The organism is Streptomyces sp. NPDC051677 (assembly GCF_044453465.1).
Lineage (GTDB): Bacteria > Actinomycetota > Actinomycetes > Streptomycetales > Streptomycetaceae > Streptomyces.
This window is the reverse complement of sequence record NZ_JBITCT010000091.1, coordinates 1-20,072: the sequence shown is the minus strand read 5'-3', so window position 1 is coordinate 20,072 and position 20,072 is coordinate 1. Positions and strand designations below refer to the sequence as shown.

13 protein-coding genes and 2 pseudogenes are annotated in these 20,072 nt (G+C 70.7%); 8 read left to right on the top strand and 7 right to left on the bottom strand.

The features are described from left to right. Positions 1–89: 89 nt before the first annotated feature. Positions 90–1,493 (bottom strand): WD40 repeat domain-containing protein, encoded by a 1,404-nt coding sequence (locus tag ACIBAF_RS47035; RefSeq protein ID WP_399472624.1) that lies wholly within the window; start codon positions 1,491–1,493, stop codon positions 90–92. Between the two features lie 171 nt (positions 1,494–1,664). Between ACIBAF_RS47035 and ACIBAF_RS47030 the strand changes: the two genes are divergently transcribed. Then, positions 1,665–2,414 (top strand): DUF6585 family protein, encoded by a 750-nt coding sequence (locus ACIBAF_RS47030; protein ID WP_399472622.1) that lies wholly within the window; start codon positions 1,665–1,667, stop codon positions 2,412–2,414. A gap of 702 nt (positions 2,415–3,116) precedes the next feature. Further along, on the top strand, positions 3,117–3,338 hold the full coding sequence (locus tag ACIBAF_RS47025) for a hypothetical protein (protein WP_399472620.1): 222 nt from the start codon (positions 3,117–3,119) through the stop codon (positions 3,336–3,338). A gap of 467 nt (positions 3,339–3,805) precedes the next feature. On the opposite strand, the gene ACIBAF_RS47020 is transcribed toward ACIBAF_RS47025, so the two are convergent. Both ACIBAF_RS47020 and ACIBAF_RS47015 read right to left on the bottom strand, forming a co-directional pair. After that, a complete protein-coding gene (locus tag ACIBAF_RS47020; protein WP_399472618.1) occupies positions 3,806–6,766 on the bottom strand; it encodes a LuxR C-terminal-related transcriptional regulator in 2,961 nt (986 codons plus the stop codon). Between the two features lie 298 nt (positions 6,767–7,064). Then, on the bottom strand, positions 7,065–7,490 hold the full coding sequence (locus ACIBAF_RS47015; protein WP_399472616.1) for a hypothetical protein: 426 nt from the start codon (positions 7,488–7,490) through the stop codon (positions 7,065–7,067). A 113-nt stretch (positions 7,491–7,603) separates the two neighbouring features. On the opposite strand from ACIBAF_RS47015, the gene ACIBAF_RS47010 reads away from it, so the two are divergent. From ACIBAF_RS47010 to ACIBAF_RS46995, 4 genes are read left to right on the top strand one after another with little or no spacing between them, the layout of a single operon-like run. Further along, a complete protein-coding gene (locus tag ACIBAF_RS47010) occupies positions 7,604–8,965 on the top strand; it encodes a hypothetical protein (protein WP_399472614.1) in 1,362 nt (453 codons plus the stop codon). Further along, entirely contained in the window at positions 8,965–10,176 is a 1,212-nt protein-coding gene (locus tag ACIBAF_RS47005; protein ID WP_399472611.1) for a hypothetical protein, read from the top strand. The genes ACIBAF_RS47010 and ACIBAF_RS47005 overlap by 1 nt, the downstream gene beginning before the upstream one ends. 3 nt (positions 10,177–10,179) lie before the next feature. Continuing rightward, positions 10,180–11,832: a tetratricopeptide repeat protein gene (locus tag ACIBAF_RS47000; protein WP_399472609.1), complete on the top strand. Its 1,653-nt coding sequence runs from the start codon at positions 10,180–10,182 to the stop codon at positions 11,830–11,832. 17 nt (positions 11,833–11,849) lie between these two features. After that, positions 11,850–13,094: a CHAT domain-containing protein gene (locus ACIBAF_RS46995; RefSeq protein WP_399472607.1), complete on the top strand. Its 1,245-nt coding sequence runs from the start codon at positions 11,850–11,852 to the stop codon at positions 13,092–13,094. On the opposite strand, the gene ACIBAF_RS46990 is transcribed toward ACIBAF_RS46995, so the two are convergent. The 4 genes and pseudogenes from ACIBAF_RS46990 to ACIBAF_RS46975 all read right to left on the bottom strand — a co-directional run bounded on the left by ACIBAF_RS46990 (position 13,087) and on the right by ACIBAF_RS46975 (position 17,989). Beyond that, the gene (locus ACIBAF_RS46990; protein ID WP_399472605.1) at positions 13,087–13,962 is read right to left on the bottom strand and encodes a DUF3592 domain-containing protein; all 876 of its coding nucleotides are present in this window, start codon (positions 13,960–13,962) and stop codon (positions 13,087–13,089) included. The two genes, ACIBAF_RS46995 and ACIBAF_RS46990, sit on opposite strands and share 8 nt — an antisense overlap. Before the next feature lie 190 nt (positions 13,963–14,152). Next, a pseudogene (locus ACIBAF_RS46985) lies at positions 14,153–14,398 on the bottom strand (sensor histidine kinase); the annotation flags it as partial. A gap of 192 nt (positions 14,399–14,590) precedes the next feature. After that, positions 14,591–16,648: an RICIN domain-containing protein gene (locus ACIBAF_RS46980; protein WP_399472603.1), complete on the bottom strand. Its 2,058-nt coding sequence runs from the start codon at positions 16,646–16,648 to the stop codon at positions 14,591–14,593. Positions 16,649–16,924: 276 nt separating this feature from the next. After that, on the bottom strand, positions 16,925–17,989 hold the full coding sequence (locus ACIBAF_RS46975) for a LacI family DNA-binding transcriptional regulator (RefSeq protein ID WP_399472600.1): 1,065 nt from the start codon (positions 17,987–17,989) through the stop codon (positions 16,925–16,927). 522 nt (positions 17,990–18,511) lie between these two features. Between ACIBAF_RS46975 and ACIBAF_RS46970 the strand changes: the two genes are divergently transcribed. Next, the gene (locus tag ACIBAF_RS46970) at positions 18,512–19,795 is read left to right on the top strand and encodes an ABC transporter substrate-binding protein (protein ID WP_399472599.1); all 1,284 of its coding nucleotides are present in this window, start codon (positions 18,512–18,514) and stop codon (positions 19,793–19,795) included. Continuing rightward, a pseudogene (locus tag ACIBAF_RS46965) lies at positions 19,792–20,072 on the top strand (sugar ABC transporter permease); the annotation flags it as partial. The gene ACIBAF_RS46970 and the pseudogene ACIBAF_RS46965, both read left to right, overlap by 4 nt.

Genomic DNA, 20,072 nt, shown 5'->3' with positions numbered 1-20,072 from the left:
CGAACAGGCGACGGCCGAACCAACGAATCTGAACACCCATCAACCCCTGCTGACCAGCTGATCAGCACATCCCGCATGACGGGGGAACCTCAGTCGGGCGACGCGATCGGCGCCATGGTGCGGATCTCGCTGGTGCGGCCGGGCGGCAACGAACCGACCAGTCCGCCCGTCGCCAGATCCCATGACCGCAGGGCACCGCTCCTGTGGGCGGTGACGAGAACGGTGCGTCCGTCCGGCAGGGGCGCCGCCGCCATCGCCGTGAGGACATCCGTATCGCCCGTGTGAAGCTGCCCGGCGGTTTCGCCGGTACGCAGATCCCACAGCCAGACGGTGGTGTCGCTGCGGGTGGCGAGCAGCGTTCGCCCGTCGGGGACCGTCACAGGTGCCACAAGGCCGGCCCAGCCGACGTCCTCCGGCTCGGCCGGTGGCTCCACTGCGGTGGGATCCCACAACCAGACCGCACCACCGGGCACTTCTCCCGCGAGCAGTGTGGGGCCATCCGGCAACGGAACCGCTGCCACCACGGCGGGGACGCGGTTCGCCCCCAGGTCACCGATTCGGCGCCCGGATGCCGGGTCCCACAGCCCCGACCCGATCGACAGCAGTGTCGTCCCGTCGGCCATGGGGACGGGACGCAGCCCGAGACCCGAGATGGGCCCGCCGACCGGAGCACCGGTTGCCACGTCCCACAGCCGCACCGTCTCGTGATCGTCGTCATTGAAGGACAAGGCCAGCAGCCTGCCTCCGTCGGGCAGCTGCACCGCCACCAGTTCACTCGGCCGGCCCTCATCCTCGTGCGGGCACAGCAGTGTCTGAACCAACTCGCCCGTCACCGGGTCCCACAGGCACGCCACGGCGCTTTCCCCGTGACCATGGGCAGTGGCAAGCAGCGTGCGGCCATCGGCGAGCGTCACCGCCGCCATCGCGCTCGGGTCCTCCACGCCCGCCGGGGCACTAAGCGGACCGACGGCCCGTTCGGCTGTGGCCGCATCCCACAGCCACAGCCCTTCCTCATCGTGAGGGGTGATGGCCAGCAGGTTCCGCCCGTCCGGCGTGGGTACGGCGACCAGATTCGACGCCGATTCCGGGCCTGGCAGCGGGCCACCGACCTGCTCGCCGGTCACCGGGTCCCACAGGTACACCACATGCCCGTCGTCGTCCTCGTCGTAGTGCGCCGTGGCAAGCCGGGTGTGCCCACCGGCGAGCGGCAGAGCCACCATCGCCGTGACACGTCCGCCCTGTTTCGAGTTCTCCCGCAGCGGGCCACCCACCTGCTCGCCGGTCACCGGGTCCCACAGCCGCACCACGTCGTCTTCCTCGTCATCGCCCGACGCGGCCAACAGGACGCGATCGTCCCCGACGGGCACGACGACCGCCACACCCAAACCGTCCCTGAATCCACTCAACGTCACCGAAGGCCGCACCCGGCCCGCCGGCCTTTCCCACACCAGGGTCAGTTCTCGTGTGCCGTGATCCCGAAGAGCATCAGACATGACCCGTACGGTAACCGGCCCACGGACACAAACCCGGCTCACCCCCCATCGGGGCGGACCCCGATCCGCACCCCACTGCGCATCAGTCAGCGGCACGCCCCGACCCTTACGTAACCGATTTACGTAGATCCACGGTTGTCACGTGTCGAAGCGTCTCGGACGCTCTGCATCATGACTCCCCTCACCCCCGTATCGCCCGAGGTCGCCGACCTGGCTGCCCGCCACCGGCTGGGGGCGCTCCAGGGCACGTTCGCGCCGAAGCGCCTCCGTCGGACGGTGTTCGCCGCCCATGTCTTCAACTGCATCATGCTCATGATGTTCTTCCTGGTCCCCGGACTGCTGTACTACTGGTTCAGCATGCGCCGCTTCCCCGACTTCAGCCGGAAACGGGCTGCCCAGCGGCTGCACCTGTTCGATGAGGGGCTGGTCGTGCACCCGCCGTCCGGCGGCGAGCCGGTCGCCCTGCGCTGGGACTCCCTGCATCTCCAGCAGGAGATCGTCCAGCTGGTCATCAACGGGGTCAAAGCACCGACCAAATACGTCTACTCGGCCGGCGCTCCCGGCCAGGGATCGGTACGGATCACGGAGTTCTACGAGGATCCCGAGGTCTGGGGTCCTCGGATGCAGGACGCGGTGATGCACGCGCAGGGATCGGGCGTGCTGGAGACGCTCCGCGAGGGCGGCACGGTGCCGTTCGGAGAGCTCTCACTCTCCAGCACGGCCGTGTACGCCCGCGGGAAGGGCAACCTGCCGTGGCCTGAGGTCCGGGAGGTGCTTGCCGCGGGCGGCCTGGTCCGCATCATGACCACCGACTCGTCGGGTGGCCCCGTCCTCTGGTCCAACCACCTGGCCAATCAGATCACGAACCTGCACCTGTTCCTGGCGGTCGCCCGCACGCTGCACGAGCAGTCCGCCGCCTGACGCTCCAGCCGTCGGCGCAAGGCGGCGTCCCTGCACAGACCGGTGGAGTCCCTCGTGGCCCAGTCGGTGCTCACTGAACACGCGGGGGGTACCGGCAGGCACACGACCGGCGAGGCGCCGGGGGTCAGCACACCAAACGCGGAAGCCTGTCGGGGCAATGCGGAAGCGAGGTGGCACCGAACCTCGCGGGCGCAGTGCATCCACCGCAGCCTTGCCGATACGCGTCCCGGGGACGCCGCGGTGGCGCGGTTGGCGGTGGAGTCCGCCCCGACCAGACTTACGGGCAAGGGGATTCGTGCAGCGAGATGGGGTACGGACGCGCGCTGCTCGTCCTTGGCTCACTGGTCGGGTGCGGCAGCCGGGACGGGAACGCGTCCGCCCACGCCCAAGTGACGCCGGCGGCGGATGCCGGACCGACTAACGGGCGGGCGACTACCGTCCGCCGACGGACCTGTGCCCGAAGGTCGACTTCGGCCCGCTGACCGCCGCCGTCGCGCCTACCGCCGGTAAGCCGAAGGGGGAGCGGACCGGCTCCGATCCGGCGAACGCCAGCGGCGCTGCCTGCCTGCAGGGCTTCAGGACGGCCGGGACAAAGGCGGACGGCCGCTCGACGTCTACTGCACCGCGTGGAAGGACGGCGCCACCGCGATCAAGCAGTACACGTACCGGCTGTCCTCGGCCCCGCAGGAGGCCCGAGGCCCGGTGGCGAAGGAGCCGGGCCTCGGCCGGGGGGCCTTCCGCTACGAGAGCCTCAAGGAGGCCGCACCGTTCCGTAACGACCTGCGGCTACTGGTTCGGGACAGCGACATGGAGTGCGAGGTCCAGGTGCAGAGCCTTGGCCCCTTGACCGGTCAACAGGGCACGGCGGCCTGGCCGGCCATGGCGGACACGGTCCGGACGCTGCTGCCCAAGCTGCGCTTCTGACCGGCAGCAAAGCAGACGGCGACGAGGAGGCTCGTCAGCACGCTCATGGTCATGGTCATGGTCATCACCTACGCAACGAGGCCGACGGCGCGTCAGGGCCCCGGCCGCGGTCGCGCGGCGGACCAGCCGCCCAGCCGCCCAGCCGCCCAGCCGCCCAGCCGCCCAGCCGCAAGTGTCCACCTGGCGGTGACAGCCGCGGCTCACCGCTGTCGATCTGCTCACCCCTGGCTACACACGCGACGCCGCGATGCTCGTGCCCTGGCGGCCGCCGACCGGGGGCCGCTCGCACCGGAGGCGGCGGCTGCCCTCCCGTCCCGACCGGCGCTGGGTGACAAGGTCTTGTTCACGGGCTGTCGACGCCAGGCCGGCCTGCCGCACCAGGGCGCGCGCATATTCGTGAAAACCCGTACACGGCTGCGGAACGAGGCGGCGGAGCCGCGACGACGGGATGGGACCAGAGCGACCAGTCAGACAGTCGGCCGGGGGACCACTTCGCCCAGTGCGCGCGACAGTGCCGCCCTGGAGGATACGCCGAGCTTGCGGTAGATACGGCCGAGGTGGGCTTCGACCGTCCTGGTGCTGACGAAGAGCTGCGCTGCGATCTCCTTGGTGCGTTTGCCCCCTGCCGCCAGTTCCGCGATCTCCCGCTCTCGCTCGGTGAGAAGAGCCATCGTCGCCCGGGCGTTCGCCTCCTGCGTCGTTGCGACCACCGCGCCGTTGGCGGCGCAGGACGCCAGCAGCAGGTTCCTGACCCTTGCCGCCTCCTCACGGATCCGCTGTGCGCCGCAGGCCCGAGCGGCCTTTCCCGCCATGTCGAGCCACTCCAGCGCCTGGCCGATGCCGTGGGCCGCGTAAACCGAAGGCGCACCGGTCACCAGGGTCCAGGCGTGTTCCACCGGCAGGCCCGCGCGGCGGAACGACTCCGCGGCCTCGTGAAACAGCCCTGCCGCCAGGCGGTGTTCTCCCTCGGCGGCGTGGAGCTCTGCCCGGGCTCTGCGCACGTGTTGCTGTTGCAGAGGCAGCCCCAGCTGTTCGGCCACGGTCTCCCCCGTTGTGGCCCAGTCGCGTGCGGCGTCGACGTCACCGCACCGCAGTGCCGCGACGGAGGCGAGGGCCAGGAGAGAAGGCTGCCAGGCCCGCAGCAGCCGATGCAGCTGCGGGCCACCCTCCTCGACGAGGGTGCGTAGACAGCCTGCCGGGTCTCCGCCGAGGAACTGGGCCTGGGCGCGCAGGCCGACCGCTACGGCTGCCCGCCAACCCCGCTTGCGCAAGGCGAGGGAGAGCCCTTCCCCGGCGAGTTCGAGCAACCTGTCGGTGTCCCGCCGCGGACGTGTCCACAGCAGCCCCGTCGCCCGCAGGATCATGGCGATCCCGGCGGCTTCGTCGACCCCGCTCATTCGGGCGAGCCGCTCGGCCTCCTCGGCACGGCGACAGAGCGGCTCCAGACGCCCCGTCAGCTGGTCGAGGTGGCACAGGGCCACCAGTTGGTTGATCCGGATGAACCTCCGGGTGGCACCCGTGGTCGCCTGCAGTCCTCGTTCCAGATGCCGATAGGCGTCATGGAACCGCTCCTGGAACAACTCCGCGCAGCCGAGCATCGCCAGGACGTCGGGCATGGTGACGGCAGCGGCGTCCGGCAGGGCGTCCACGATCCGCGCACACTCGGTGACCTCTGCGACGCCCTCGGGCAACAGCCCGAGCTGGGTGTCGCCGAGGGCGCCCAGGGCCCGCAAATAGAGCACCGCCGGGCCCACGGCTCCGGCAGCCTTCGCCGCTTCTCGGACCACGTCGCGTGCCTCGCCGTAGGCGCCCCGGAACAACTGCACTCGCCCGTATGCGGTGATCAGTTCGGCCGCGGGCGCCGGCAGCGGCACCGGCAGCGGGCGGGGTAGGAGGTCGAGTGCCGTCCGGACCACTGCTTCGGCCTCCTGGTGGCGGCCCAGCAGCCGCTCCAGCTCTCCGCAGACGGCGTAGGCGCTCAGCCGCAGGTCCTCGTCGAGATCCGACTGACGCCGTAGCAGATCGTGCACCAGGGAACGGGCTTCCTGCAGGCGGCCCACGGCACTCAGGGCCCGGCAGTGGTCGAGCACCAGAACGACACGGGAGGCGCTGATCGTCTCTCCGGCGGGCAGGCGGTCCAGCGCCAGGCGCAGCCAGCGGGCAGCGACGGCCGGGGACTGGGCCATCGCCTCCGCCGCGCCCTCGACCAGAACCTGCCGGGCCTCCGCACTGCCCGCGCCCACCAGATGCTCGGCCTGGCGGGCACGTCGGAGCGCTGACGCTCCTCGCGTGGTGAGCAGATCCAGGGCCCGCCTGTGCGCGTTGACGCGGAGGGACGGCGAAGCGTGTTCCAGGGCGACGTGGCCGAGCACCGGGTGCCGGAAGACGTAGCCGCCGCCCCAGGGCAGCGGCCGTATCAAGTCCGCTTCGACGAGTTCGGTGAACGCTGCGAGGGTCCGTTCCAGACCGAGATCGGAGACCGCGGCGACGTCGTCCGGCAGGAAAGGATCGCCGAGAACGGCGGCGACCTGGACCGAGAGCGCGGCGCCAGCGGTGAGGGAGTCCAGCTCGGTGACGACGGAGACGGCCTCCCGGAGCAGGCCGTCCCGGTCCGGACCGGCACTCAGCGGCCACTCGTCCGGGTCCCACCGCGCCGCGACCAGGATCCGCAGCATCCGCGGGTTGCCGCCGGAAGCGGCGTGCAACTGCTCGGCGTACGTGCCGTCGACCACGGGTGCGGGAGAGGGGCGCCACTCGGTGTACGCGTGGTCACGCGCCGAGTGGGAGAAGGCGTGTGGGGAGGTGACGTCGGTGTGAGACCCCGACCCCCTGTGGCCGAGCAAGGTGGATATCGCCCGGAGGTCCAAGGAGGAGGGAGCCAGGCGGATGACCGAGCCGGTCTCGGCTCCGTGCTCGAGCGCTTCTCTCAGCGCAAGGCCTGACTGCCGCGGGCGGTGTGCCAGCGCCAGCACGAACGGGCCGGGCGGGGGTGTCCGCACGAGCTGCGCGATCAGTCTCGCGGACTGCTCGTCGCACAGATGCACATTGTCGAGGACGAGCACGCCGCCGCGCCGCGCAGCCCAGCGTCGCAGCACGCTCCGCACCTCGGCATCCGCCCCGGCACCGAACTCCTCAGTGATCGGGGGATTCCGCGCCTCCAGGGCATCCAGCACCTCGGTGATGACCTGGCCGGGTTGTGTCGCACCGCGCGCGGCGTGGGCTCGCACCACCGGTACCCCTGCCTCGGCAGCCCGCTCGGCGAGCAGGCCGAGCAGCGTGGTCTTGCCGATCCCCGGCTCTCCAGTGACCTCGAGGATCGCTCCCCGGCCGTCGGCCAGATCCTTGACAACCGCGGAAAGACACTCGATCTGCGCCTGTCTGCCGACGAGAACGGCGCCGTTCTCATGGGCCCGATCCTTGGGGGGCAAGTGGCCCTCTCCCTTCCCATGGACGTGCACACGAACGAGTACACCGGCTGTTGCCGGTCAATTCGGATATTAGGCCATCTCGTTGGCCGACTTGCGCCTGGAACGGTGGGTGCCCTGCGGGACGGCCGGAGTCGGCAACTGCCGCAGCTCGGCAACCCTTTTGGCGGGGTCAGGTGGCCGCGTTCTGCGAGGTTCTCCCGGCTGCCCAATGATGATCTCCAGCCGAACAACTCCAGCACCCGGCCGTCGAAGGTGAGCAGGGTGGTGTCGTTCGCCGGCACTTCGTGCGGCGGTGTCGTCACCGCGTCGCTCCGTCTCCCGCGTAGAGGTAACCGCCGGGGTTGGCGGGGTCCGCGATCAGTAGTACCTGATCACCGGCGCGGGGGATGCGCAGTTTCGAAACGATGGTCTGGAGCGTGATCGGGTCGGCGGTGACCCCGGTCAGCTGGAGGACCAGGTCGACGACCGGGTCGAAGTTGACCAGTTTGCCGGTGTCACTGATCGACACGACGACGGCGGGGACCGTCGGTACGCCCATGGCGAGCAACTGCCGCACAGTGGCACCGGAGTTGTACGCACCGATCGACTGCTGGAGGTTGGCGTAGTCCTCGCGGCCGAGCGTCGCGCGCGTCATTCGGCCGTAGAAACCCTTGCCGCCGGCCACCTGCTCCGCGATCTTGGCGGCCTTCTCCTCGCGGCTCTTGCCCTTGCCGAAGATTCCCATGCTGTGCCTGCCCTTCCGATCCGTTCTGCCTGGTGGTGTGGACGTTAGGAGGTGGGCAGCGCCTACCGATCCCAGGTTCGACCGCCAGTTCCCCCGGGACGTACGCTCTGCCCATGCCGTCCCCGAGCCAGCCGTCGACCGGCGAGCGCCGTCCGCGCGCCATGGTCATCGACAGGGCTTGGCGCGGCCTCGGGCCGGGTCCCCAGGCGCTGAGCGGGCCCGGTGGCGCGCCGCTGACCCGGACGGTCAAGCTGATCGTGCTGCCGCTGATCGTCCGGCCCGCGCTGCGTCCGGAGCTCGCCGCCGACTTCCTGGACGCGCGGGAGGCGGAGCGACTCGACGCGCTGATACGGGAGTCCGGTGCGGTTCTGGAAGCGACCGCACGGTGGTTCACGCTGCTGAAGAAGACCCGCCGGGCACTGGGGATCGTGGCGGGCAACCCCCAGGACCTGTATTTCCAGCGGTGCTTCGAGCTGGCGACCGAGCACGGGGGGCCGGGGCCCGGCGCGGACGCGGTGGCGAGGGCGGTACTCGAGGACGTCGTGGACGCTTCCGGCGGACGGACAGTGGAGGCGCTGAAGGAGCATCTGGCGGACGCCGCCCGGCGCGCCCGGCTCGACGCCGAGCTGGCAGCGGCGTGGGACGGACGCGGAGCGGTACCGGGCGCCGCCGATACGGGCCTGGCGGCCGAGGTTCTCCAGGCCTGCGGTGCGGCGGGGGTTGATTCGACGGCCTTCGCCGCCATGGTCCGGGCCGGGCACGGCAGCCTGCTCGGGCGAGCCCTGTGGGGCGCGCACCCGGCCGACGTCTGGGACCGGGCCGACGTACCCCCGCACCTCGGACTGACCACGCACCGCGTGCCCCCACGCCCCGAGGTCGGCCGGAGCGCCTCGACCGCCACACTCCCCGCGCCGTTCGACCGCACGCTCTTCGAACGGCTCTTCACCGTGCTCCAGGCGTCGGCCCACCGCGAGCAACTGCCGACCGTGCCTGAGCTCGTCCGGCGGGAGGTCGACCGCAGCTGCGCCCCGCTGGGCCTGTACGACGAGAGCCTGCGCGTCACCGTCGTGCTCGGCGGCCGACTCGCGGTGGGCCTCGATCCGCTGGGCGCCGGGACCTCCGTGGCGGGGTCGACGGCCGCACACCGCATCGTCAACAGCCGCTGGCAGCGGGAGGCTTCGGTCCTCCGAGCCCGCAGGATGACCCTCTCCCCCCGCCCCGACCCGGACGGCGGTGTGCTGGACGCCCTCGCCCAGGACCTGCGCACCCCGTGGGCCGCGTACATGCGGCGCCTTTGGGTAAGGCTGCACGGGCGCGACGTCCGCGACGCGGCACTGCCCGACGCGGTATCGGCCTGGGGCGTGCTCGACGGGGTCGCCCGCTCGGTGATGATGGACCACCGCGCACGAGTCCGTACGGCACTGCGCACCCTGTCGGCGACCGCCGAACCCGCCGCCGAGCCGAGGAGCGCGTGATGCCTGAACGGCGCTGTGCCCTCACGCGAGCCGAGGACGGCACCGTACGCATCGCGGGACCCTCCGCCGGTCCCACCTTCACCCGGGCCGTTCTCGAAGTCGCGGGCGCGGTCCTGACCTGGCCCGTCCTCGGCCCGACAGGTCTGCCGACAGCGGAGATTCACGATGTGGGGCAGGCCCAGCAGTGGCTGTGGGCGGTCTACGGCGAGCGCACGGCCGCCGCTGTCGACGCCCTGGCGTCGGGAACCCCGGCCGCCGAGCTGACGCTGCCCGAGCGGCCGACCGCTCTCGCCGAGGGCGCCGCCCGCCTCGCCCTCGGGCACTGGGCGGCCCGCTGGTGGCCGACGTCGTACCTGGACGGGATTCCCGCGCTCGAACCGGACGTGTTGGGGGTGGAGTTGGCCGCACTGACCCACGAATGCCAGCAGCTCCTGGACGAGCCCGGGGAGTTGGAGGGAATCGAGCTGCTGGAGGAGCACCTGGCCGCGCTCGATCCGCTGATCCGCTGGCGGCAGTCGGCGGACCCCCCTCGCCAACTGGACCGTGTCCTCGGGCTGATCGACGACGCAGCCGACAACGCCGGGCTGGACGGGGAGGCCCTGAGGCGGCTTTGGTCCTCCCAGGAACAGGACCACCACAGGCCGGCCGCCACGCCGCTCGACCTCGCCGAACTCTTCGTACGGCGGCAGGAGTTCGCCCTCGCAGCAGGTAGTCTCCGCACCGCTACCGGCCGCGTGATCGCCCGGGGTTCGGGGACCAGCGACTGGTGCCGCTATCCTCCCGGCTTCGTCGACGCGGCCGAGGACGCCGTGTCCTGGACCGCGTACGCGCTCGGCGCCGGGCGGCGGATCGAGGTCGAGGTCGTCGCCGACATCGCGGCCCCCGTGGGCGGGGTGCGCCTCGCGGCGGAGGTCCACGTCGGCGGCAGTCCGCCGAGCCGCGTTCCGCTGGCCAGGCGGGACGACGTGTGGACCGGCTGGGCGGACCTGGACATCCCGGCTTCGACGACACCGAGCATCGAAGTCGGCATCCTGCTGCCGGGGTTCGACCCGGGACCGGGCGCCGATGACCGTGCGGCGCGTGAGGCAGTACGAGCCCTGGCCCGGCACCGGCTCAGCGTCGCGGCGGCACCGCACGGCAGAGAGGCCGCACACCCGGACCCGTTCCTCGCCGAGATCGCGGCTGCCGCTGCCGTGGAGGAGGATTTCTAACCCATGCCGAAAGAGCCGGAAGAGCCGAAGGAGCCGGAAGACGCGGCGGAACAGGAAGAGCAGGCGGCGGGGCTCAGCTACGGCGAACCCTTCGACAGCGGCTTCGCGCTCGCCGAACGCCATCAACTCACCCCGGATCTCCCGGCAGCGCTGGCCGTCTACGGCGAACTCCTCGCCGTGGCCGAGTCGTTCGAGGACTCCCCCGACGTACGACTTCTGCGTGGGCACCTGTTGTCCGACATCGGGACGGTTCAGCTCGCGGCCACGGATCTGCCCGGGGCGGCCCTGTCCATCGGGCGGTCCCTTGATCTGGTGCGGGGCATCGCGTCCGTGCCGATGGGACCGAACGGCCGCCGACTGTGGCTGGAGATCCTGCTGAAGACACTGCTGGCCAAGGTCGAACTGCTGCGCAGCACCGGTCAGTTCGACGAGGCGCAGGAGGCGATGGACGAGGCGACGGCCCTGTTGTCGGAGTTCGACGACGTCGAGGGGCTGCGCACCGCCGAGATCGGCCTGAGCCGAGTGCATCTGCTGATGGACCGCAGCGCGTGGGGCGCGGCCGAGGAACTGGCCTCCGCGCTGCTGACCGACGCGCCCCTGGCCGAGCCGTATCTGCTGGACTGTCTGGGGGTCGTCTGCGCCTCGACCGTGCGGTTCGAGCAGGCGGAGGACTACTTCGCCCGCGCGGAGGAGGCCTATCTGAAGCTGGGCCACCACGCGGGGCGCCAACAGGTGCTCTCCCACCGGGCGTACGCGGCGCTGCAGGCCGGCGACCTGGACCGCGCGGAGGAGTTGTACGCGAAGGCCGCCGAGATCTTCGAACGGCAGGGCCAGGCCGAGGACTTGGCGGTATGCGAACAGGCCCGTGCCGCCATCGCCGCACACCGCGGGGACGCGGCCGGCGCTGCCGCTCTGACGGCGTCCAGCCTGGCCCGCTTCCAGCGGGTCGGTGCCGCGATCGCCGCCGCCGACACCATGCTGATGGGCGCCCGGCACGCGTACGAGCGGGGCGACATCGACGAGCTGAAGCGGCTCGCCCAGGGCGCGCGGGACGTGTACCAGGAGCGCGGGGTGTACGAGCGGTGCGCCCAGGTGGACCTGATGCTCGCGCGAACCCTTGAGGACAACCTGAACCGGACCGACCACGGCGTCCACGAACGCACCTCGCTCGCAGACGCGCTCTCCCTCGCCCTGCCCGCCGCCCTGGCGCTGGAAGCGGCCCGCTACGACTTCGCCACCGCCCACGCCCGCAGCCAGTGGCTCCAACTGGCCGACGAAGCCATGCAGTTGGTCTTCCGTCTGGCCCTCCGCAGCAACGACCAGGGGCTGATCTTCGAGCTGGTGGAACACCGGTGCGCGGGCGCCTCCCTGGCGCTGAGCCGTACACCCACCGCCGACAATGCAGCGGCGGTCTTCCCGGACGCCGCGATGAAGACGTACGCCCCCGATGACGGCGCTCCCCTGACGCTGGGCGGCATCGCGGCCGAGGCCGCCGCCTCCGTCGGCCTGCGGGTCGCACCGCCACCGAAGATCGTGATGTCGGCGGAGGCGGGCGGCCGTACCGCGCTCCAGGAGTACGTCCAGGCAGCCGAGTTCCGCTATCACCGGCGGATCGTGAGCGAGGAAGAGGTGCCGTTCTGTCCGCCGACGATCTGACCGAAGCGAACCGTCCGGTGGTCCAGGTCCGCCTCGCCGACGCCGGTGACCTGCACATGACCTGGACGTGGGCCCGTGGGGCCCAGGGCTTCGGCACCGGCTACGCCCCGGGGCCGGACGTGGACGAGGCCATCCGCGCGCTGGCCGCCGAACTTCCGGGCGGCGGCACGGAAGGCATGCGGCGCGTGTTCGAGTCCGGCGCGCTGGCCACGCACGAGGAGGAGCGCCGCCTCTCCCGCATGCTGGCCGAGGTGCTGTGGCCGCCGGGCCTGACCGACCAGATCCGTCAGGTATCCGCCCACCTGGGCCGTCCGCTGATGCGGCTCCAGCCGTCGCCCCGGGTCGCCCAGGTCCCGTGGGAGCTGCTCGCCGTGGACGGTGACGACAGCGACGTACGGCTGATCGACCTCGTGGACATCGCCACCACGGCACCGGCATCGCTACGACGGGCAGGCGCCCCTCCGACCGATCAGGACCCGGACTCGGACGCCGTGGTTCTCGTCCTGGACCCCCGCGTCCCCGGCTTCCGCGCCGACTCCCCGCTCGGCTCGGTCCTGGGGCAGCCCGGCTCGGACCCGGCGCTGCTGTCCCTCGTGCAGCAAAGGCTCGACGCGGGCGCCGTCGTACCGTCCGTCGCCACCCCCACCGATGCCTTCCGCCGCAGCGACCTCGACCGCGACTGGCTGGGCGGGGCGCTGCGCAAGGGTGCCCGTCGCCTGATGTACGTCGGTCACGTCAGCGGCGCCCCCGTCGAGGGCGGGCAGAGCGAGGACGTCACCCTCCATCTGTGCTGCGGCCCGGAGACCACGGGGATGACCGAACCGGTGCGCACCCACCGCCCGTTGTCCGCCAAGGACCTTCTCCTGGGCACGCTCCCGCTGCGCGCGGACGGCGTGCCGGGCGCTCAGCTCTGGCCCGCACCGCCGCGCGTCGCGCTGATCGCGTGCGAGAGCGGCGGCGATCTCCGCTTCGCCGAGTCCTTCGGCCTGGCGACGGCGATGATCCACAACGGCGCCCGACTGGTCACAGCCACCCGCTGGGTGCTCCCCACCAGCTTCGCCTTCCACCGTCTGGCCGGTCTGCCGGAGTCCGTACGGCCGCTCACGGAGGCCGTGGTCGCCGTGGACGCGGCCCACGAGGACCACGACCCGGTCCGCCATCTCGGCTCCTGGCAGCGACGGCAGCTCGACCGGTGGCGCGCCGACGGCCGGATCGAGCACTCGCCCCTCCTCTGGGCGGCCCTGACCTGCATCGTCAGGTGAAGGGCCAGGGGTGGTGAAGGCAGTAACCGCCCACCCCGATCGCGGCGATCCCGGTGACCAGCAGGGTGGCGATGAACCTGATGTTCGACGTGCGCTCACGGCGTTCGTGGTCGGGGTCGGCGGTGAGGAGGGACGGGTCGGCGGGCGCGTAACGCAGGGGAATGTCACGGCCGAGGGACCTGGCGATGTTCCGGATGCCCTGCGTGCACAGCGCGGTGACCTCGACGCCCTCGTGGGTGGTGAAGGCGACGACGGAAGCGTGGCTGACGCTCTCGCCGCCTTCGCCGTCGGAGTGGACGTCCCTGGTGACGGCGACGACGCGGCCCTGGACGGTGACACCCTCGGCCAGTTGAGCGGCGCGGGCGCGGGCGTACTCGCCATCCCGGCTCAGCGTGACGACGAGGAGCAGCAGGCCACCGACGCAGATCAGCCCCCACTGCCAGCCCCACGCGAAGAACGACTGGACGACCAGTCCCAACACCAGCAGGATCACCATGCAGTTCGGGCCGCCGACCCCGGAGGTCCGCCCCTCGCTGTCCAGCATGAGATAGAACCGCTCCGGGTGCCGCCGCGGAAACCGGACCGGGAACTCCTGCCCCACCCAGGCCACCAGCACCCGGTCGCCACGCTTGTTCTCGTGCCGCAGCCTGAACTCCCGCCCGGTGCCGGGGTCCTGGTACACGATCGTCACCGGTATCCCGTGGTTCCCCGACTCACCGTGTCCCGGCGGATCCACCTCCACGACCCGAGCCGTCACCCACACCGCCCGCTGCGGCCGGGTCAGCCCGGCCAGCGAACACGCATAACCCACCAACGCCAGCCCAGCCGGCACCGTCCACCACAGCCCGAGCATCTTCTGCAGGTCCATACGGCGAGGCTCTCGCTGCCGGGACTCCTACCGATCCCAGGTTCGGATCGGGCCGGCCATCCCTTTCGATCCGGCCGGCCGACGCGAGGCAACAGCTCATCACAGCACCGACTGCTTCCGCCTCGGTCACGAGACCACGCGATACGAGCGGAGAGCCGGGGGGTGCACCATCCGTGACGAACACGGGCAGTCCGCCGAGGGCGGTGACGCGTTTGGTCAGACCGACGATGCCGAAGCCTCCGCCCCGGGCGGCGTACGGCATCGGGGCGCCTCCGCGGCCGTTGTCGCACACAGTCACACGCAGGGTGTCGTCGGCGTGAGCGAGGGCGACGGTGACCTCGGTGGCGTCGGCGGCATGGCGGCGTACGTTCGTGAGGGCTTCCTGGACGACGCGGTAGGCGGCGGCCTGCACTTCGTGGGGCCAGCGTGGTGGTACGCACCGCACGCAGGCAGCCCTGCCGACGGCTCCGCGTCGCGGTGGGGTGGGCAGTCGCAGGCAGGAGAGTCGCATCGGTCCCCGTAGGGAGGAGCGGTCAGCTGCGCCTCGGCCGATCGGCCGAGGCGGACGCCAGGCGCAGGAACCGCTTCCCAGTGATTCCTGCGCCTGGTCGTGGCCCGGTTGGAGCCGTCAGTTGATCCGGACGATCTTCCAGAGCTGGTCGTCGAGGTTGGCGGTGCCCCACTGGACGACGGCTGCCCCGTTGGCGGTGGAGGACTGGGCGACTCCGGCGACGAGGGTGCTGTTCACGTTCCGGAGTTTGTAGTAGCCGTTGCCGGCGTCGGTGAGGGTCCATTTCTGGGAGTCGGCGCTGGAGGCGGTGTTCTGGACGACGGCCGCGCCCGCGGCGCTGGAGGAGCCTTGGATGTCCAGGTTGAGGTTGCTCTTGGCGTTCTTGATGGTCCAGGCGCCGCTGCCGGCGGACTGGAAGGTGAAGAGCTGGCAGGCGCAGGCCGTGTTCTGCCACTGGCCGACGGCGGTGCCGGCGGTGGTGGAGCCGGCCGGGATGTCGAGGTACTTGCCGCTGTTCTTGTTCACCAGGACGTACTGGCCGGTGCCCAGGGGCGGCAGGGCGGTCTGGGAGAGGTTCCAGCGCTGGCAGGCGCAGCCGGTGGCGTCCCACTGCCCGGCGGTGGCGCCAACTGTGGTGGAGGCGTTCGGGATCTCCAGGTACTTGCCGGTCAGCCGGTTGACGAGGGTGAAGCCGCCCGCGGGGTTCGGAGCGGCCGCCCACTCATGGTCGGTGGTGCCGTTGTCGTCCCACTGCAGGACCTTGGCGCCGTTGGCGGTGGACTGGTTCTCCACGCCCAGGACCTTGCCGCTGGCCACGTTGAAGATCTTGAAGTAGCCGGAGGGCTGCTGGACGAAGCGCCACTGCTGGTCGGTGGCGTTGTCGGCGTTCTGCTGAGTGGCGTAGGCGCCGTTGGTGGTGGAACCGCCCGCGATGGTGAGCAACTGGCCGCTGCCCGCGTTGGAGACGGTGTAAGTGGCGCCGTCGGAGACGCCGCCGCCCAGATCGATCGTGCTGTAGGTGACCGGGTTGGAGAGGTTGCTGCCGCCGCGTCCGGCGCTGAGGATCAGCAGGCTGTGCCCGTCGGGCAGAGACGTCATGCCACGGCTGTAGCCGCCGGCCAGGTTGGCGCTGATGCGCGTCCAGGTGTTCGCGGCGCCGTTCTGCGTGTTGATGAACAGGTCGTCGGCGCTGTTGGCGCTGACGACGAGGGTGCCGCCCGCGCCCCCGGTGGGCAGCCAGGTCAGGTAGGGAGCGCTCTGGGGCACCACGCCGTCCGTCGTCCGCAACGGGATGCCGGTGACCGAGCCGAACGCCTCCGGGTCGGAAGAGATCTTGTAGTAGACGGAGAAGTTGCCCTCGGGAGCGCCGCCGTACTCATATGACAGGACGTAGTTGCCGTTCGGCAGTTTCGCGACGGTCGGCATGCCCGGGCGGTCGCTGGAGGTGGGCATCGACACGTCGTCGACGACAGGGCCCCAGGTGCGGCCGTCCGTGGAGACCTGGTGCACGATCTTCTGGCCGTGGGCGGGGTCGCGCTGGTCGGAGTAGTAGACGATGAGCTTGCCCCCGGAGACCAGGAAGAACGGCTCCCAGACCGGGGTGTTCCCGTTCGTGTCGAAGGCGGCGCCGCCGGTGGCGATGTTGCTGACGAAGCTCCAGGTCTGACCGCGGTCGGTGCTGGCATAGACATCGATCTTGATGGCCGAGCGGTCGGAGGGCACCGAGGCGCCTGCGGCCAGGATGGTCCCGGCCGGGAAGTCACCTATCGCGGTAGGCAGTTCGAACAGCTCGGGCTCCCAGCGCATGCCCCAGCCGTTCTGGGTGTCGGCGACGTCGGAGAGCTTGCTCCAGGAGTTGCCGTTGTCGGTGCTGCGGTAGATGGGGAAGACGGGTGTGCCGGAGGTGTACTGCTCGAAGGTGGCGAGCAGGGTGCCGTTGGCCGAACCGTTGTGCTGCAGGCGCAGCGCCCGCGGATACAGCGAACCGGGCGACGGCGCACCCGCGGGCGGGGTGTACATCGTCTGCGAGGGACGCGAGAGGGCCTGCGCCCGCCCCGCGGCCGGCAGCATCATCGTCGCCGCGGCGACGATCAGCGCCAGGAACAGGAACAGCAGGCTTGTGGGGCGGGAACGCTGAGCGGCGCCGGGTCTGGCGCCCAACAGTGCAGGGGACATGTGCGGCTCTCAGGAAAGGGAAGGGATGGGATGGGACGGAAGGGAAGGGTGGGACGGGTCAGCGCCTGCCGTCCAGGACGGATCCGGGCAGGAAGCGGCAAGCCCGGAAGGCGCGTCCACCGCGTCCACCGCGTCCACGCGTACGGCGTACGAGAACGACGGCGTCGCGACGGCGCGGGGATCGGGTCGGCCGGTCTCTCGATGAGACAGCCGGTGTGAGGGGGTGAAGCGGTGCCCGGAGCGTGCGGGTGTGCTCCCTGCTGCTGCCGGGGTCTGTCAGGCGGTGCGCGTGCCCGCCGTGTCGGGGTGGGACGGCGGAGGCGCGGTCGAGCCGCGGACGACGAGTTCGACCGGTGGGTCGCTCGCTGGCGGCAGGTCGGCGTCGGGCTTCTCGATCGCGTGCACGAGGAGGTTGATGCCTTCCCGGGCCGCGGCCTCGAAGGGCTGGCGCACGGTGGTCAGGGGAGGAGAGACGTAGGCGAAGACCGGGTTGCCGTCGAAGCCGACGACACTGATGTCCTCAGGTACGCGGCGCCCGGCTTCCCGCAGGGCGTGGATGAGGCCGATGGCCATCTCGTCGCCCGCCGCGAAGATGGCGGTCACGGACCTGTCCGACGCCAGCGCCCGGCCGGCGGCGTATCCGGAGGCGGCCGACCAGTCGCCGTTGAGCAGCGGGGGCTCGTGCGCGCCCCGTGCCGCAAGCGCTGCCCGCCACCCTTCGATGCGGTCCTTGGTGGCGTACCAGCGCCGCGGGCCGGCGAGGTGATGAACGGTCGCGTGCCCCAGGTCCAGCAGATGTTCGGTGGCCGCCCGCGCCAGTTCGTGTGCGCCCACACCCACGGTCACGGTGCGGCTGGCGGTGAAGGCCGGCGGTGCCCCCAGGAAGAGGACGGGGACGTCGACGCGGACGCTGACGTCCCCTTCCACGATGGGTTCGGAGACGATGAAGCCGTCCACGCCTTGCTCAAGCAGTGACTCCACGGCACCCGCGATACCCGCGGGGTCGCCATCCGGCGTGTTGACCACACGGAGCGCGTATCCCGCGTCGCGCACGGCCCGCTCGATGTGCACGAGCAGTGAAGCGGTCCCGTACCCGACGGTGCCCAGGGCGACCACGCCGATGGAGCCGGTACGCCCGGAGGCCAGTGTCCTGGCCGCCTGGTTCAGCCGGTAGCCGAGTTCCTCAGCGGCTGCGAGGACCTTGGTGCGGGCCTCCGCGGAGACATACGGCTCGTTGTTGAGGACCCGGGACACCGTCTTGCGCGACACCCCGGCCAGGCGTGCCACGTCGGCGCTGCGCGGCACAGAGGAGCCCTCGCTTCGTCCCACCACTGCTGCCATGAAGTCTCCCGACGGCCGTGCGTCTGCATCGAACGAGGTCAACTGTATGACCACGCGGTCTGACCGCGTGGTCATGTCTACGTAGCCGACAGCTGTACGTCAAGGGTTCCCGCAGTATCGATTCCGGTGGGCGGCAGCGGATTCGATGGAGGGCAGCTGATCGGCGACGGGTTGCGGAGCCACCTTGAGGAGGTCACCTACGTCGGGTATACATGCTGGTCAAACGGCAGAATCTCACGCGCAGGCCCGCTCACGAAGCGAAGTCCTCGTTCCCGTCCGACGGTAAGCCGTCCGACTTCTCGACATGTGCGGTCGGCCCTGCGCTCAGGTCGAAGGGGCTTGACAGCGACTCCCCGGAGCGTCCAGTCTTCCTCGCAACCGCCGGTCGTATTTGTTCGATCGTGTTGAGTCTTGGTCGCGTGGACGACCGCTTCCCCGTCACACCCCGCCGGGCCGACGTGCCGCCTGGGCACGGCCGCCCTGTCAGGAGCCGAAATGCACTCTTTCTCCCACAGCCGGCCCATGCCTGCTGCCAGCCGCCGCACCGTCCTGCGCGGTATTGGTGGTGCCGCCGTCCTCGGCGCAGGCATACCGCTGCTCAGCGCCTGCGGCGGCAGCGGTACGGCTGCCGACCCGAAGACCGTCAGTCTCGGGTCGAACGCGTCGGACGCGGTGCCGAAGCAGGCGTTCGCGGAGATCTACGCGGCCTTCACGAAGCAGTCCGGGATCACGGTCGACGTGAACACCAAGGACCACAACACGTTCCAGGAGCAGATCAACTCCTACCTCCAGGGCACCCCGGACGACGTGTTCAACTGGTTCGCCGGCTACCGCATGCAGTTCTTCGCGGCGAAGGGCCTGGCCTCCCCGATCGACGACGTGTGGCAGAAGATCGGCGGCAACTTCCCCGACGCGATGAAGGCGCTCAGCAAGGGCGCGGACGGCAAGTACTACTTCGTGCCGATCTCCACGTCCCTCTGGGGCGTCTTCTACCGCAAGAGCGTCTTCCAGCAGCACGGCTACGAGATCCCCACCACCTGGGACCAACTCGTCGCCCTGTGCAAGCAGATGAAGAAGGACGGCCTCGTCCCGTTCGCCTTCGGCGACAAGGACGCCTGGCCCGCGCTCGGCACCTTCGACCAGATCAACTTCCGCACCAACGGCTACGACTTCCACGTCGAGCTGATGGCCGGCAAGGCCGCCTGGACCGACGCCAAGGTCCGCAAGACCTTCGACCACTGGGCCGAGATCCTCCCCTACCACCAGGAGGGCGCCGTCGGCCGCACCTGGCAGGACGCCGCCCAGACGCTGATATCGAAGAAGGCGGGCATGTACCTGTTCGGCAGCTTCGTGGCACAGCAGTTCACGAACAAGGCCGACCTGGACGACCTCGACTTCTTCCCCTTCCCGGAGATCAACTCCGCGTACGGGCAGGACACCGTCGAGGCGCCCACCGACGGCTTCATGCTCTCCAAGGCCCCCAAGAACAAGGCCGGCGCGCTCAAGCTCCTGGAGTTCCTGGGCACGCCGGAGGCCGAGCAGATCTACCTGAAGTCCGACCCGAGCCTGGTCGCGGCCTCCAACAAGGCCGACACCTCCTCGTACACAGCGCTGCAGCAGAAGGCGTACGCGACGATCTCCGGCGCCAAGCACCTCACCCAGTTCATGGACCGCGACAGCCGGCCGGACTTCACCTCCACGGTGATGCAGCCCGCGCTGCAGAAGTTCGTCCGCGACCCCAAGGGCGTCGACAGCCTGCTGGCGTCGATCGAACGCCAGAAGAAGACGATCTTCGCCTCCGCATGACCGCCACCACGAACACCGGTACCGGGACCGGCACCACCAGCTCCCCGGGGACGGCCGCAGTGCCGCCCCCGGGCAACCCGGAGAATGTGACTATGGATCAGGCCAAGCGGCTGCGGGCGCCCTTGGGCCACCGGCGGCTGCTCACCCGCCGGGACCGCGTCACGCTCGGCCTGATGGCCGGGGTGCCGACGATCCTGCACGTGGCCCTGGTCTGGGTCACCGCCCTGGCCTCGATCGCGCTGGCCTTCACCACCTGGGACGGCATCGGCTTCGACTC